This window comes from Streptosporangium nanhuense, assembly GCF_059358815.1.
This window is the reverse complement of the sequence record NZ_JCADBG010000007.1, coordinates 327,017-340,082: the sequence shown is the minus strand read 5'-3', so window position 1 is coordinate 340,082 and position 13,066 is coordinate 327,017. Positions and strand designations below refer to the sequence as shown.

At 70.6% G+C, this 13,066-nt stretch carries 9 protein-coding genes and 1 pseudogene; 7 read left to right on the top strand and 3 right to left on the bottom strand.

What is annotated here, in order from left to right:
* Positions 1-337 precede the first annotated feature (337 nt).
* On the top strand, positions 338-1,363 hold the full coding sequence (locus AC5L38_RS16900) for a LacI family DNA-binding transcriptional regulator (RefSeq protein WP_495243744.1): 1,026 nt from the start codon (positions 338-340) through the stop codon (positions 1,361-1,363).
* Positions 1,364-1,606: 243 nt separating this feature from the next.
* Complete coding sequence (locus AC5L38_RS16895) at positions 1,607-3,493, top strand: ricin-type beta-trefoil lectin domain protein (protein ID WP_495243743.1); 1,887 nt, start codon at positions 1,607-1,609, stop codon at positions 3,491-3,493.
* Positions 3,494-4,049: 556 nt separating this feature from the next.
* On the opposite strand, the gene AC5L38_RS16890 is transcribed toward AC5L38_RS16895, so the two are convergent.
* Positions 4,050-4,973, bottom strand: a complete 924-nt coding sequence (locus AC5L38_RS16890; protein ID WP_495243742.1) for a hypothetical protein — start codon at positions 4,971-4,973, stop codon at positions 4,050-4,052.
* Between the two features lie 57 nt (positions 4,974-5,030).
* Here AC5L38_RS16890 and AC5L38_RS16885 point away from each other — a divergent pair.
* A pseudogene (locus tag AC5L38_RS16885) lies at positions 5,031-5,475 on the top strand (helix-turn-helix domain-containing protein); the annotation flags it as partial.
* Positions 5,476-5,618: 143 nt separating this feature from the next.
* Here AC5L38_RS16885 and AC5L38_RS16880 read toward each other — a convergent pair.
* Positions 5,619-6,092 carry a hypothetical protein gene (locus AC5L38_RS16880; RefSeq protein ID WP_495243741.1) on the bottom strand — a complete coding sequence of 158 codons (474 nt, stop codon included), beginning with the start codon at positions 6,090-6,092 and terminating at the stop codon, positions 5,619-5,621.
* Positions 6,093-6,437: 345 nt separating this feature from the next.
* On the opposite strand from AC5L38_RS16880, the gene AC5L38_RS16875 reads away from it, so the two are divergent.
* Positions 6,438-7,358 (top strand): helix-turn-helix domain-containing protein, encoded by a 921-nt coding sequence (locus AC5L38_RS16875; protein ID WP_495243740.1) that lies wholly within the window; start codon positions 6,438-6,440, stop codon positions 7,356-7,358.
* A gap of 228 nt (positions 7,359-7,586) precedes the next feature.
* The gene (locus tag AC5L38_RS16870; protein WP_495243739.1) at positions 7,587-8,642 is read left to right on the top strand and encodes an SMP-30/gluconolactonase/LRE family protein; all 1,056 of its coding nucleotides are present in this window, start codon (positions 7,587-7,589) and stop codon (positions 8,640-8,642) included.
* 27 nt (positions 8,643-8,669) lie between these two features.
* Here the strand turns inward: AC5L38_RS16870 and AC5L38_RS16865 are convergent, their stop codons facing one another.
* Positions 8,670-9,449: an SDR family NAD(P)-dependent oxidoreductase gene (locus AC5L38_RS16865; RefSeq protein ID WP_495243738.1), complete on the bottom strand. Its 780-nt coding sequence runs from the start codon at positions 9,447-9,449 to the stop codon at positions 8,670-8,672.
* 190 nt (positions 9,450-9,639) lie between these two features.
* Between AC5L38_RS16865 and AC5L38_RS16860 the strand changes: the two genes are divergently transcribed.
* The gene (locus AC5L38_RS16860; RefSeq protein WP_495243737.1) at positions 9,640-10,380 is read left to right on the top strand and encodes a hypothetical protein; all 741 of its coding nucleotides are present in this window, start codon (positions 9,640-9,642) and stop codon (positions 10,378-10,380) included.
* 416 nt (positions 10,381-10,796) lie between these two features.
* Complete coding sequence (locus AC5L38_RS16855) at positions 10,797-12,920, top strand: MGMT family protein (RefSeq protein ID WP_495243736.1); 2,124 nt, start codon at positions 10,797-10,799, stop codon at positions 12,918-12,920.
* Positions 12,921-13,066: the final 146 nt, after the last annotated feature.

Below are 13,066 nucleotides of genomic sequence, written 5' to 3'. Positions count from 1 at the left end.
CCCCAGATGTCATGATCGGTTCTGACTCTTCGACGATGCTCGCACCGGCCTTACCTGCTAACGGCAAACTGGATCCCAGCAAGTCGGATGGCTTGTCGAGAGTCGGGTGACGACGTTGTCGTACCGATGGACTCGACCGTTTTCTCCTCTTTCCTCGGTCGTCGGTCCGGGGATTCGCAACCATCGGTCCGGGGATCCGTGACCGTCGATCCGGGAGTCCGTGGCCGTCGATCCGAGGGGAGTCCGGGGGGAGTCCGGGAGGAGGAGACGCCTGGCCGCCGCCTCCTGTGGGTGCTGGTTATGCTGACGGCAGGGACACGGCTACCAGGGGGCGCACATGGCTCGGCCCGGGACGCGCGCGACCGTGCGCGACGTCGCGGCGGAGACCGGCCTGTCGATCGCCACCGTCTCGCGGGTCCTGAACGGACAGGCCAACGTCGCCCCGCGCACCCGGGAGCTGGTGCTGCGGGCCATCGGCCGCCTCGGAGACCAGGCGCCCCGGCCGCGCGCCGGGCAGGAGACGACGGCCGGCGGCACCATCTACGTGCGCTGCCCCTACCTGCTGACCGACTACTTCGGGCTCATCGTCTCCTCGGTCGGCGAGACCATCGAGCTGCACGGCGGCCAGATGATCCTGAGCACCGGGGAGTCCGCCCAGCACACCTCGGCGATCGCCGGCCTGCCCGACCGCCCCGACATCGCGGGGGCGATCCTGATCCTGCCCCCGGAGCCCGGTGAGGATCTCGTACGGCTTCGCGACCGGCGGTTCCCCTTCGTGGTGATCGACCCCAGGACGCCGCCTCCCAAGGACATCGTGGCGGTGTCGGCCGCGCACTTCGCGGGCGCGCGCAAGCTGATGGCGCACGTGGTCGGGCTCGGCCACCGCCGGGTCGGCATCGTCGGCGGCCCGGTGAAGTGGCTGCCCAGCGAGGCCAGGCTGGCGGGATACACCGCGTCGCTGGCCGACGTCGGCGTCCTGCCGTCGGCCGAGCTGCTGCGCAGCGTGCGTGAGCCCAACTCGGAGAACGGCTACCGCGCGGCTCGCGAGCTGCTGGACCTGCCCGAGCGGCCGACGGCGCTGGTCGCGTTCAACGACAAGATGGCGGTCGGCGCGCTGTGGGCGGCGGCCGAGCGCGGCCTGAACGTTCCCGGCGACCTGTCGGTCGCGGGTTTCGACGACCTCGACCTCGGCCGGGCGACCCTGCCGACGCTGACCACGGTGCGCCAGCCCCTGCAGGAGATGGGCCGGATGGCGGTCACGCTGCTGATGCGGCTGCTCAGCCGGCACACGCTGGAGGCCCTGCACGTCTCCCTGGGAACCGATGTGATCGTCCGCGGCTCCACCGGCCCCGTTCCCCGCTGAGGGTATTTGTTTCATTTGTTTCATCGACAGCGCCTGCCTCGGGTGTCGTGAGGCAGGCGCGGATCCTGGCTTTTTCGGGCCTTGACAACCGTTTTCCACCTGTGTTGTCCTGTCCTGCAACAGAAAAGTTTCTTATCTGTTACATCGGTTACAGCGACGGTCCCCGGGATGACGCGCGTGTCCTGAGGTGAACGGCCCGGGACGTCGCGGGCCCAATCGCACCCCCCGAAAGGACCCCCTGCCGTGTTCCGACCACCTCGCCGGGCCCTCACCCTCGCCCTGGCCTGCGCCGCCGCCCTGTGGGCGACGGGACCCGTCGCCGCCGCTCCCGCCCTGGCCGCCAACGAGCCCGTGAACATCTGGCTCACCACCACGTCCGACGCGGGCGGCCGTACCGTCACGCGGGGTCTCCAGCAGCAGTCCCCCATCGCCTTCGGCCCCGCCGGAGGCAGTGCCAACCACACCATCACCGTCAACGAGGGCACCACCTACCAGCAGTTCGAGGGCGGCGGTGCCTCGATCACCGACACCACCGCCTACCTGCTGCGCGGCGGCCCGATCAGCGCGGCCACCCGCGACGCCGTGATGCGCAGGCTCTTCCACCCCACCGACGGCATCGGCCTGTCGTTCGTGCGCAACCCGATCGGCGCCTCCGACCTCTCGCGCCCCGGCAACGTCTCGCTCGACGACACCTGCTGCGACCTCAACGACTTCGGCGCCAACGGGTACGACACCAACGTGCGCCTGCTCACCCAGCAGGCCAAGTCGCTCAACCCGGCCCTGCGCGTCAAGGGCGTGCCGTGGAGCGCCCCGGGCTGGATGAAGGACAACGGCCGGATGGACCAGATGGGCTGGCTCAAGTGGGAACACTACCCCACGTACGCCCAGTACCTGGTGAAGTACGTCCAGAGCTACCAGAACGCCGGCGTCCCGGTCGACTACATCTCCGTGCAGAACGAGCCCAACTGCTGCCAGGCGGGCAACCCGACCGCGATGAACTATCCCGGGATGAGCTGGAACTCCTCCGGACTGGCCGAGTTCACCAAGAACCACGTCTACCCGGCCTTCCGCGCCGCGGGTATCACGACCAAGGTCCTCGTCCACGACTGGAACTACGGCGACTATGCGGGCATGGGCGCCGGCGTGCTGAACGACGCGGGCGTGCGCAACGACCCCCTGTTCGGCGGCATCGCCTGGCACGGCTACGGCGGCGACCCGGCGATCGGCACCCAGGTGCACAACCAGTATCCGGCCGTACGCCAGTTCAGCACCGAGCACTCGGGCGGCACCTGGATCGGCAACCAGCACAACGAGGACCTCGCCGACATCGTCAACTACGCCCGCAACTGGAGCGGCAGCCTCGTCAAGTGGAGCCTCGCGCTCAACCAGAACATGGGCCCGCACAACGGCGGCTGTGACGTCTGCACCGGCCTGGTCACCGTCCAGGAGGGCGGCTCCCGCGCGGGCCAGGTCGACAACACCATCGAGTACTACACGACCGGCCACCTCACGAAGTTCGTCAGGCCCGGGGCCTTCCGGATCGACTCCACCGCCAACGCCACGATCCAGAACGTCGCCTGGCGCAACTCCGACGGCTCCAAGGCCCTGATCGCGCACAACCGCGGCACCTCGGCCCAGTCCGTCCGGGTCAACTGGGGCGGCCAGTCGTTCACGTACTCCCTGCCGGCCCGCACCACCGCCACCTTCACCTGGTCCGGCACGCCGAGCGGCAACCCCGGCACCCCCGGTGGCGGCGCCATCACCGGCCTGGCCGGCAAGTGCATGGACGTCGCGGGCGCGAGCAGCGCCGACGGCACCGCCGTGCAGCTCTACTCCTGCAACGGCACCACCGCCCAGCAGTGGACCCGTCCCGGCGACGGCACGCTCCGCGTGCTCGGCAAGTGCCTGGACGTCGTCGGCAACGGCACGGCCAACGGCAGCCAGCTCCAGCTGTGGACGTGCTTCGGCGGCCCCAACCAGCAGTGGACCTACAATCCCGCCACCAGGGACCTGGTGAACCCCGCCGCGAACAAGTGCGTGGACGTCACGGGCAACACCAGCGCCGACGGCGCCCGCCTCCAGCTGTGGACGTGCACCGGCGCCGCGAACCAGAAGTGGACGGTGTCCTGACCTGAGCGGACCGCGGGCGCGAACCTCCGGACGGGGTTCGCGCCCGTGCCCTTTCCGGACTCCCCGGACTCTTCCGACCTACGGGTGGCGTTCTCGCCGTGGTCCGCCGACGCCTCCCCCCTGCCACGGCCGGTGGTCCGCGACCCTTGACGCCGACTTTAAGCATCGGGGTGATTACCCACAGTGATTACGGTGCATGAGGTCCCATGCAAATCAACCCTCAGTACCCACGGGAGCACCCCATGCACACCCGCACCACCGCGACGGCGCTTGCCGCCCTCGGCCTTCTCACCGCACTGACCACCGTCGGCGCGAGCACCGCCAGCGCCGCCGCGACCGCCCCGGCCCCCTGCGCGCAGGAGCAGCTCGCGCTGATGAACGCCGAGGACGCCCTCCTCAACGTCGACTCCCTGCCGGAGGTCAAGGCCGCCCACAACGCCCTGCTGAAGGCCGGCACCACCGGGAACGTCGACCAGCTCTCCCAGAAGGCGGCTCTGCAGCAGCTCGGTGTCAAGGCACCGGCGCTGGACCCCGCCGCGAAGAGGATAGTGGACGCCTACAACGCCGCCGGAGCCAAGTACGTGCAGGTGCGCGACGCGGCTCTGCAGAAGATGGCACCGCGGCGGCAGAACTCCAGGGAGACGCTCAAGAAGTGCCTCATCTCCCACTCCTCGTGACCCCGAACGGGTGACAGGAGCCGGAGTCCCCGGGACCACGACCAGGCGGCACGCCTCCTGGTGCCCGGGGACTCCGGCAGGGCCCGGAACCTCCCCTCCCGGCACGTCCACCCCCCGCGACCTCCGCACCCGGAACCTCCGCTCGCGGCACGGGAACCCCCTGCCGCCGATCCCCGCGCACGGCCCGCCGGTCCCATCCGAGGCCGGCCGGACCGGGGAGCACGACGCCGGCGATCCCGGCGGGCGTGCCCGGGCCGTCCGCGCTTTTCAAAGACGCCGGTCAAAGACGCAGGCCAAAGACGCAGGTCAGGTGCGGTGAAGGTCAGGTGGGCGGGGTCGAGCGCCCGCAGGAAGTCCGCGACGTCGAAGAGCTCTCCGGCGGCGGCCACCCCGGTCCCGCGGACCCGGCCGTCGAGGATCCGTACGAGCGCCTCCACGACGATGGGCGCGGTGACCGCGTAGATGTCGCGGCCGGACGCCGTCGCGCGGCGCCGCGTGCCGGACCGGCGCGCGACCACGTCGACGAGGAAGGTCTGCGCCGAGCGCCCGCCGGCGTCCACCGGCGTGGGCGGGGGCGTGGCGGGGTCGCCCAGGTCGCGCAGGGGCGCCCGGTTGGTGTGGACGCGGATCTCCGGCACCCGCAGGTGGCGGGAGATGGTCACCTGGTCGGCCGTGGAGAGCTCGACGACCTCCTGGACGCCCAGCGGGGGCGGGAACCGCCAGGTGTCCGCCCGCGACGGGCCCACGGGCGGGACGAGCCTGTTCCCGGTGAAGACCAGGTGCCGGCCGGCGTTGCGCCGCACGGTCTCCCGGGTCCCGTACGTCGGCCGCCAGCTGTCGAGCGCGATCGCGATCGTGATGTCGTCCGCGTCCGGCCAGTCGCCCATCGCCGCGCCGGCGGCCAGGCCCAGTTCGTCGCCCTCCCGGCGTCCGCCGACACCGGCCACGCGCTCGCCGCCCTGCTGCACTGGGCGGGCGGGCGGCTGCACCAGCCGCTGACCGTGTCCGACCTGGCCCGCCAGGTGAACATGGGCACCCGCAACCTGACCCGGCGCTTCACCGCCACCACCGGCCTCACCCCGCTGCGCTGGCTGCACACCCAACGCGTCCACCGCGCCCAGGAACTCCTGGAGACCACCGACGACAGCGTCGAGCACATCGCCGCCCGCACCGGCATGGGCACCGCGGCCACCTTGCGCCGGCACTTCCACCGCGCCCTCGGCGTGCCCCCCGACACCTACCGGAACACCTTCCGCGACCACCACGCCCCGGAGCCCGGCACCGCGACCTGACGGGGTGGCCCGTGCGTCCCGGGTTCGGCCGGTCCCCGCGACTCGCGCCGGCCGCTCGCAGGTCCGGCCTGTGAGGAACGACGCCGGTCCGGCGGGGGCGGTCGCCTCCGCCGGACCGGCGTCGAGTGTGGTGCGGTTCATGACCTCACGGGAAGATCAGAAGGAGTCGCGGTGGTAGTTGCCCCAGTCGAAGTGTCCGGAGCGGCCTTCGCCGACACGGACGCGGAAGCCGTCGAAGCCGCCCTTGGCGCTGTAGCTGAACTTCCACTCGTGGTGGCCGCCGGTGTTGAAGCGGCGGTTGTGCCAGCCGCGGTCGTCGTGGTAGTAGAAGTCGATGAAGGTCTTCTCCCGGTCGCGGTCACGGTCCCAGGTGTTGATGTCGAAGTAGTAGCGGCCGTTGGAGTAGTACCAGTAGCCCTTGTAGTAGGAGCGCTCGCCGCGCGACTCGCCGCGGCCGAAGCTGGAGTAGCCGGAGAACCAGTGCTTCTCGTACTGCGCCTGGGCGACCGAGGCCGTGCCCGCGGTGGCCGTGGTGGTCGCGGTGGCCGCCTGGGCGGGGGCGGCGACGACACCGGCCGCCAGAGCGCCGGCCAGAGCCGCACCGGCAAGGACGCTGCGAAGCTTACGCATGGGATTCTTCCTTTGAGCGAGGGTGTTCGGGAACAACCTGTGTGACCTGCGTCCGGTGCGCCTTTCTGGTGCTGCGCGCTCCGGACAGCACTGACATTAGGCAGAAGAGAAGTCCCGTTCTGCGTACAAACGCACACATAAGCCCGAACGTGCATTACGGCACACAAAGCCCTCTGACCTGGCATCTCGACGAGACCGGGGCGGCCCGCGCGACCGTCGACCGTGGAGGGGCACGCCCATCCCGGGGACCGGGGACCGGGGACCAGGGCCGGGCGAGCCGGACCCCGCGGACCCTCACCCCGGCGGGGTGAGGCACGGATCATCCGCGCCGCGCATACTCGACTCATGAACAAGCAAGGGCGCCTCGCCGACTTCCTGCGGACCCGCCGGGGCCGGCTCCAGCCCGAGGACGTCGGGCTGCGGACCTACGGCGAGCGACGCCGGGTGCCCGGACTGCGGCGGGAGGAGCTCGCGATGCTCGCGGGCATCAGCGCGCCCTACTATTCCCGCCTGGAGCAGGGCCAGTCGCACAACGCCTCGCGTGAGGTGCTCGACGCCATAGCGAACGCCCTGCGGCTGGACGAGTCCGAGCGTGCCCATCTGCACGCCCTGGCCCGCGCACCGAGACGGGACAGACCTGCGGGCCCGTCACGTACCGAACGCGTCACCCCGGCGACCGGCGCTCTCCTCGCGGCCCTGGGAAGCACACCCGCCATCGTGATCGGCCGTGGCAGCGACGTCCTGGCCTGGAACCGCCAGGGTCACGGGCTGTTCGCCGGCCATCTCGACCCGGACGGCCCGAACCTCCCGGGCCGGCGGCCGAACATGGCCAGGCTGGTGTTCCTCGACGCGCACACCCGCGACCTGTACGCCGACTGGCCCGCCAAGGCCAGGGCCGTGGTGGGCAACCTGCGTCTGGCGGCCGGGCGGCACCCGGACGACCCGCTGCTGGCCGGGCTGATCGGTGAGCTGACCATGCGCAGTCCGGAGTTCGCCTCGATGTGGGCCGACCACCGGGTCGTGGCCTGCGACGTCGCCGACTACGAGATGCGCCACCCCCTGGTCGGGGCGCTGACGGTCACCCAGCAGACACTGCAGAGCCCGCAGGGGAACGGTCCGTCCCTGGTGGTGGCCACGGCCGAGCCCGGCTCCCCCTCCGCGACGGCCCTGACCCTGCTCTCCCACGTCACCGCGCAGTGGGAGGCGGCCCGGCCGGACCACGACGCCGAGCCCCGGACCACCCGCCCCCGGTCCCGAACCACCTGACCCGCGGCCCGAACCCCGCACCCCGCACCCCGCGGCGAATCCCTCGTACCACCTGACCCGAAACCCTCCGCCGGCCGAAGACACCGGGCGCGTACGCATCCGCCATGGTCCCCGCCGCCGGGTCACCCCTGCCGAAAACCGCTCCCATGCCCGCCCCGCCGGTCGGACGCTCCCTTGACCACGGCGCCGCGCCGCGGCTGCCGCATGCCGGAAAACAGTGAAGGAATCATGTCCGCACGAATCATCAAGACCACCGTGTCGGCCGTTCTGGTGGCCGCGGCCGCCCTGACGACCGCCACACCGACCAACGCGATGTCCGCGGGAGGACCACTGACGATGACGACCACGCCGGTCGACGCGACCTCCGCCGAAAGACCATCGGCGAGGACCGACGCGGGCTCCACCGGGAGCCCGCTGGCGGACGTGCGGATCGCCACCCACTTCGACCTGTCAGCGGGCCAGATGCCGGAGAACATCGCCCTGCTGCCCGACGGCACGGCGAACGTCACCTTCGCCGCCGGCCGCCAGGTTGCCCAGGTCACCCCCCTGGGCAGGACGCGCGTCCTGGCGACGCTGCCCGCACCCGCCGACGGCGGGGTCAACACGCCCGTCCTCGGCTTCCCCCTGGCCACCGGCATCGTCAACGCCCCGGACGGCACCGTGTACGTGCTGTACGCGACCGGCACGGCCGACCTGACGGGGTTGTGGCGGCTGCGTCCCGGGAAGGCCCCGCGGCGCGTCGCCGCGCTGCCCGCGGACGGCCTGCCCAACGGCCTGGCGCTGGACGGGAAGAGCGAGCGGCTCTACGTCACCGACTCGGTGCTCGGCACCGTGTGGACCGTACCCCTCACCGGCGGCAAGCCCACCGCGTGGTCCACGGCTCCCGAACTCGCCTCGACCGGCTTCCTCGGAGCCAACGGCGCGAAGGTACGCGGTGGCGCGCTGTGGGTGACCAACCTCGACCGGGGCACCCTCCTGCGCATCCCGATCCGTCCCGGAAACCGCGCGGGAACGCCGCGGGTCAAGGCCTCAGGCATGGTCGGCATCGACGACTTCGCCTTCACCGGCCGCGGCGACGAGGTCCTCGCCGCCCTCAACGGTCCCAACACGGTGGTACGTGTCCGGCCCGACGGCACCGGCGCCACCGTTCTGGACGCCGCTGACGGACTCCAGAACCCCACCTCCGTCGCGGTGCGCGGCGATGACGTGTACGTGCTCAGCGCCGCCTACACCACGGCCACCGACCCCAACCTGCTGCGCGCACGCCTGCGCGGCCACTCGTAAGCGCCGGCACGGCCCGGCGGACGGTCTTCAGGCCTCCTCGGGATCGCGCGCGAGCACCGACCGTCCGCCGTCGACGGGCATGACCACCCCGTTGACGAAGCTCGCCTCGTCCGACAGCAGGTACGCGACGGCGGCCGCCACCTCCTCCGGGCGTCCCACCCTGCCCAGCGGATGGAGCAGGCGCATCTCGTCCTGGACGCGCGCGGCCGCCGCGGGTTCCTGCCGGTCGAGGAAGGCCTCGTAGCGTTCCGTGGCGATCGAACCCAGCGCGACGGTGTTGACGCGAATGCCCTGCGGCCCGTAGTCGACGGCCAGCGCCCGGGTCAGCCCCTCGGTGGCGGCCTTGGCCGTCACGTACGGCAGGGATCCGCGAACGGCCCGCTGGGCCTGGTGCGAGGAGACGTTGACGATCGCACCGCCCCGGCCCGCCGCCAGGAAGCGGCGGATCGCCGTGGCACACCCGACGACGGCGGGGTCGAGGTTCAGCGCGATGAGGTCCAGGATCTCGCGCGCGGTCACCTCGTGCACCGAGGCGTCGCGGAACACCGCGGCGTTGTTCACCCAGCCGGTGAGCACGCCCGTGGCCTGCGCCAGATCGGCGGCCTGTTCCGTGACGGCCTCGTCGGCGGCGTCGCCGACCAGGGCGACCACCCGGGAACCGGCCGGGTGGTCGCGGGTCCACGCGAGCGCCGCGGGGTCGAGTTCGATGACGACGACGATGTCCGCGTCTCCGAGAAGCCGCTCGACGATCGCGCGGCCGATGCCCTGGCCGCCTCCCGTCACGACGTAGGAACGACCCACATCCACCCCCTGGCAAGATCGAGAATCACCACCGTCACGGTCGACTACCCACACCGTTCACGTTCTGACCCGGTTTTTCGAACGGTTCCCGCACCGGGACGGCGTCCTCCGCGCGTGCGCCCGCCTTCCGGGTGGCGGCCACGCGCCACCCCGGACGCCGGTGACGACTCCCGGCAGGCATGCCACCGTGGATCCCATGACGCCGGCCCAGCAGCCCCTCACCTACCACGCGTTCGTCGAACTCGCCGCCGCCGACCCCGCCGTCGTCGGTCTCGTCCTCAAGGGCTCCCACGCCCACGACGGCATGCCCACCGAGCACTCCGACCACGACCTGTACGTGGTCCTGGCCGACGACGCGACAACGGACCTCACCCGGTTCGGCGGCCACCGCACCCCTGAGCTCGATCTCGTGGTCGTCTCCCTCGCCGGGTTCCGCGCGGCCGGAATGCCCGGCTTCGAGCGCTACGCCCTCGCGCGCGCCGACGTCGTGCTCGACAGGCTCGACGGGGGCATCTCCCGGATCCTGGCGGCCAAGGCGCGCCTCGACGCCGATGAGGCGTTCCGGGACTCCGCCGAATGGCTCGACGCCTACGCCAACTCCCTCTACCGCTCCGTCAAGAACGACCGTGACGGGCATTCGCTCGCCGCCCCCCTCGACGCCGCCGACAGCGTCCGGTTCCTCCTTGAGTTGCTCTTCGCCCTCGACCGTCGTCCCCGCCCCTACAACAAGTATCTGGAATGGGAACTCGCCCGGCACCCGCTGCCCGGCTGGGACACCGGCATGCTGCTGGACACCGTGGGACGCATCTCGGGAACGGGCGACGTGCCCCTGCAACGGCGCCTTTTCGCCCACGTCGAGACGGCGGCCCGCCGCGCCGGGCACGACGCGGTGCTGGACGCGTGGGGCGAGGATCTCGACCTGATGCGACCGCGATAGGAGAAATCGCGAAAGGCCCTCGCGCCGACCGAGGCCGGTCGGAAGCGGATTGGCGTCCTGGCGTGAGGACCGCGTCAGCGGCACCCGGCCGCCGGTCGTGCGGCAACGCGGCGAACCGGTTCTGGACGGACATCGGCCGTGACACGATAAGTGGCCGACATGGATTTCCGGAAGCGGTGGAGATCTCCTGAAGAATTCTCATCTGCCGGAGCTCCATAGCTGTTCACGGAAACTATGCTCGTTCCAGTCTTTTATTAGCCAGACCCTCTAAAGGTTATAAATTCCGATTGTCCGGATCAATCTTGCGGAGAACACCGCACCATTGCCGGTTCGTCCACGCTGCCACGAACCCGCTCAGCAGTGGCGGCCCCAGCCCCTCCCAGCCACGGCCGGCAAGTGAAGATCAAGGAGCCCCCGTGTCCTTCGCCGAGCACATCGCACCGATTCTTCGTACGACCCTGGAGATCCTCCAGGAGGCCGGCCGCCCGCTACAGCCCGACGAGGTACGGAAGGCGGTGGCCGAACGGGTCTCCATCGCCCCGGAGCACCAGGATCTCAACGCGCACGGTCAGACACGCTGGTGGGCGCAGCTGGGATTTCGAACGGGGGAGGCCGCGTCGCTCGGCTGGATGAGCAAAAGGAACGGATGGGCGATCACACCCGCCGGGATCCAGGCGCTGGAGAGCTTTCCGGGCGTCGAGCTCTATCGGGAGCTGGGGCGTCAGTACCGGGCCCGGCGAGTGCCCGCACAGGGGCGCAAGTATGCCGACCCGCGTTGGAACCTGGTCCTGAAGGCCTTGGAGCACCTGAAGCCCGGGCACTGGACGACCTACGGTGAGCTGGCCGATCTGGTCGGCATGTCGGCACAGTCGGTCGGCGGGTTCATGGCCGAGGCTCCCGAGGGGTACAACGCCCATCGAGTCCTCCAGGCCGGGGGCCGGGTCTCGCCGCAGTTTCGCTGGCTCGACCCCATGCGCACCGACGAGCCGCGCGCCGTCCTGGAGCAGGAGGGACTCACCTTCGACCAGGCAGGACGGGCGAACCCGGCGCGTCGCGTCACGGCGGACGACTTCCGCAAGGTGCTCACCGAGGCGGGACTCGCACCGGGTGTGACCGGTGACGTGGCGCCCGCCCCCGAACCCGATGACGTTCCGCCGGCGTTCGAGCAGTTTCAGCAGAACCTCGGATATGCCCGGCAACTCGTGCACGGGGGCCGAAACCTGGAACGGCTCAGAGTGGGTGCCTTCGACGTCAGCGATCTCTACCGAGCCGCCTGGACCCAGTCCGTGGCGGCATTGGACCACTGGGTCACGCGGGAGATCGTCGACCGGGCGGTCGCTCTCGCGTTGCAGCCGCGGGTGGCTCGTCCTCCCAGGTTCAGCAAGCTCTCCATCCCCGTCGAGTTGTTCGAGAGGGTTCACCATCACGACGAGCCCCTGGGCGAGGCCTTTCGCGCCCACCTGGAGCAGGCATTCGCGTACATGACCTTCCAGAACCCGGACAAGATCAAGGAGGGGTTCAGCCATGTCAGTACGGTCAACCTGTGGGTGAAGGTGGCGGAGATCCTCACCAGTCAGGACTCGGTGGCGCCGATCACCTCCGACGGCGTGCGGAGCAAGCTGCGTGAGATCGCCTGGCGCCGGAACAACATCGCGCACACGGCCGATCACGACCCGGACCGGCCCGGACAGAAGGTGGCCATCAGCGCGAGCGAGGCGGAGGAGACCATCTCCTGGCTTGAGTCGATCGCGATCGCCATCCATCTGGCCCTCGGCGACCCGCTTCCGGCCGCGGACTACGACGCCGCGCCGATCGACGCGGGCACCCTCGGCGCCGTCCCTCCGATGAACAACGAGCATCGGGCAGCGCTGTCACGTGGCCAGAGCAAGTGGGACGAGGGCAGCCTTCTCCACGCACTTGAGCAGTACTGCCCCGAAGACGTGGCCGGCACCCTGCTGGCGGTCTACCGGCACGCGGAACGCCATCCGTTGTTCCGCGGATACTACTTCGGCGAGGCCGAGTATCCCTCGGTCACGGCGTGGTTCAGTCTCGGCACCGACGAGGCGGCGGTCTGGAGCATTTACACAGGGGTGAGCAAGTCGGTTCTTTCGGTCAACTTCGAATGGATGCACAACCGCGGGGCTTCCCGGGAACGACTGGCACGACTCGCCAATGCCCTGAGCACCCTTCAGGGATGGGCGCGGATCCCCGAACAGCTCCTCACCGCGAACTATGCGAGGCGCCCATCTCTCACCCCGGCCGCGCTCGCGCAACCTGGCACCTCAGAGGTCGTGACCGTCGCGCTCGATGATCTCCTGGCGGTGAAGTCGCGCGTCGTCCGGATACTCCCTCCCCAACCTCCCGCGTGGTACAAGAATCCGAGGAGTACGGGTGCCCGGGGCGGTTGCAGCCAGCACGGAACTCCCCCGTGTCACGCCGACATCGTCGCAAGCGTCGTTCTCGCCAACGCCGGAGGCGACAACATCCAGTGGGCGGTCTGCGAGCGCGGGCTCCAGGCGCTCAAGTCCGGCTCCTTTTGAACCGCTCCTGGGTTGCCGGAAGCCTTGATGTCTTTCGGCGCGGTTCGCCGCGTACGGAGACGCCGCGGTCAGGGGCGCCGTCACCTCGGCGAGGATCACCCGTGCGGGGGCTGGCGACGGAGGGTCTCGGCACCGATCGCCCGGGC

What these genes read in the sequence shown, in the direction of transcription:
- AC5L38_RS16900 (WP_495243744.1), top strand. Translation starts at nt 338, where the DNA reads ATGGCTCGGCCCGGGACGCGCGCGACCGTGCGCGACGTCGCGGCGGAG.
- AC5L38_RS16880 (WP_495243741.1), bottom strand. Translation starts at nt 6,092, where the DNA reads ATGCGTAAGCTTCGCAGCGTCCTTGCCGGTGCGGCTCTGGCCGGCGCT.
- AC5L38_RS16875 (WP_495243740.1), top strand. Translation starts at nt 6,438, where the DNA reads ATGAACAAGCAAGGGCGCCTCGCCGACTTCCTGCGGACCCGCCGGGGC.
- AC5L38_RS16860 (WP_495243737.1), top strand. Translation starts at nt 9,640, where the DNA reads ATGACGCCGGCCCAGCAGCCCCTCACCTACCACGCGTTCGTCGAACTC.
- AC5L38_RS16870 (WP_495243739.1), top strand. Translation starts at nt 7,587, where the DNA reads ATGTCCGCACGAATCATCAAGACCACCGTGTCGGCCGTTCTGGTGGCC.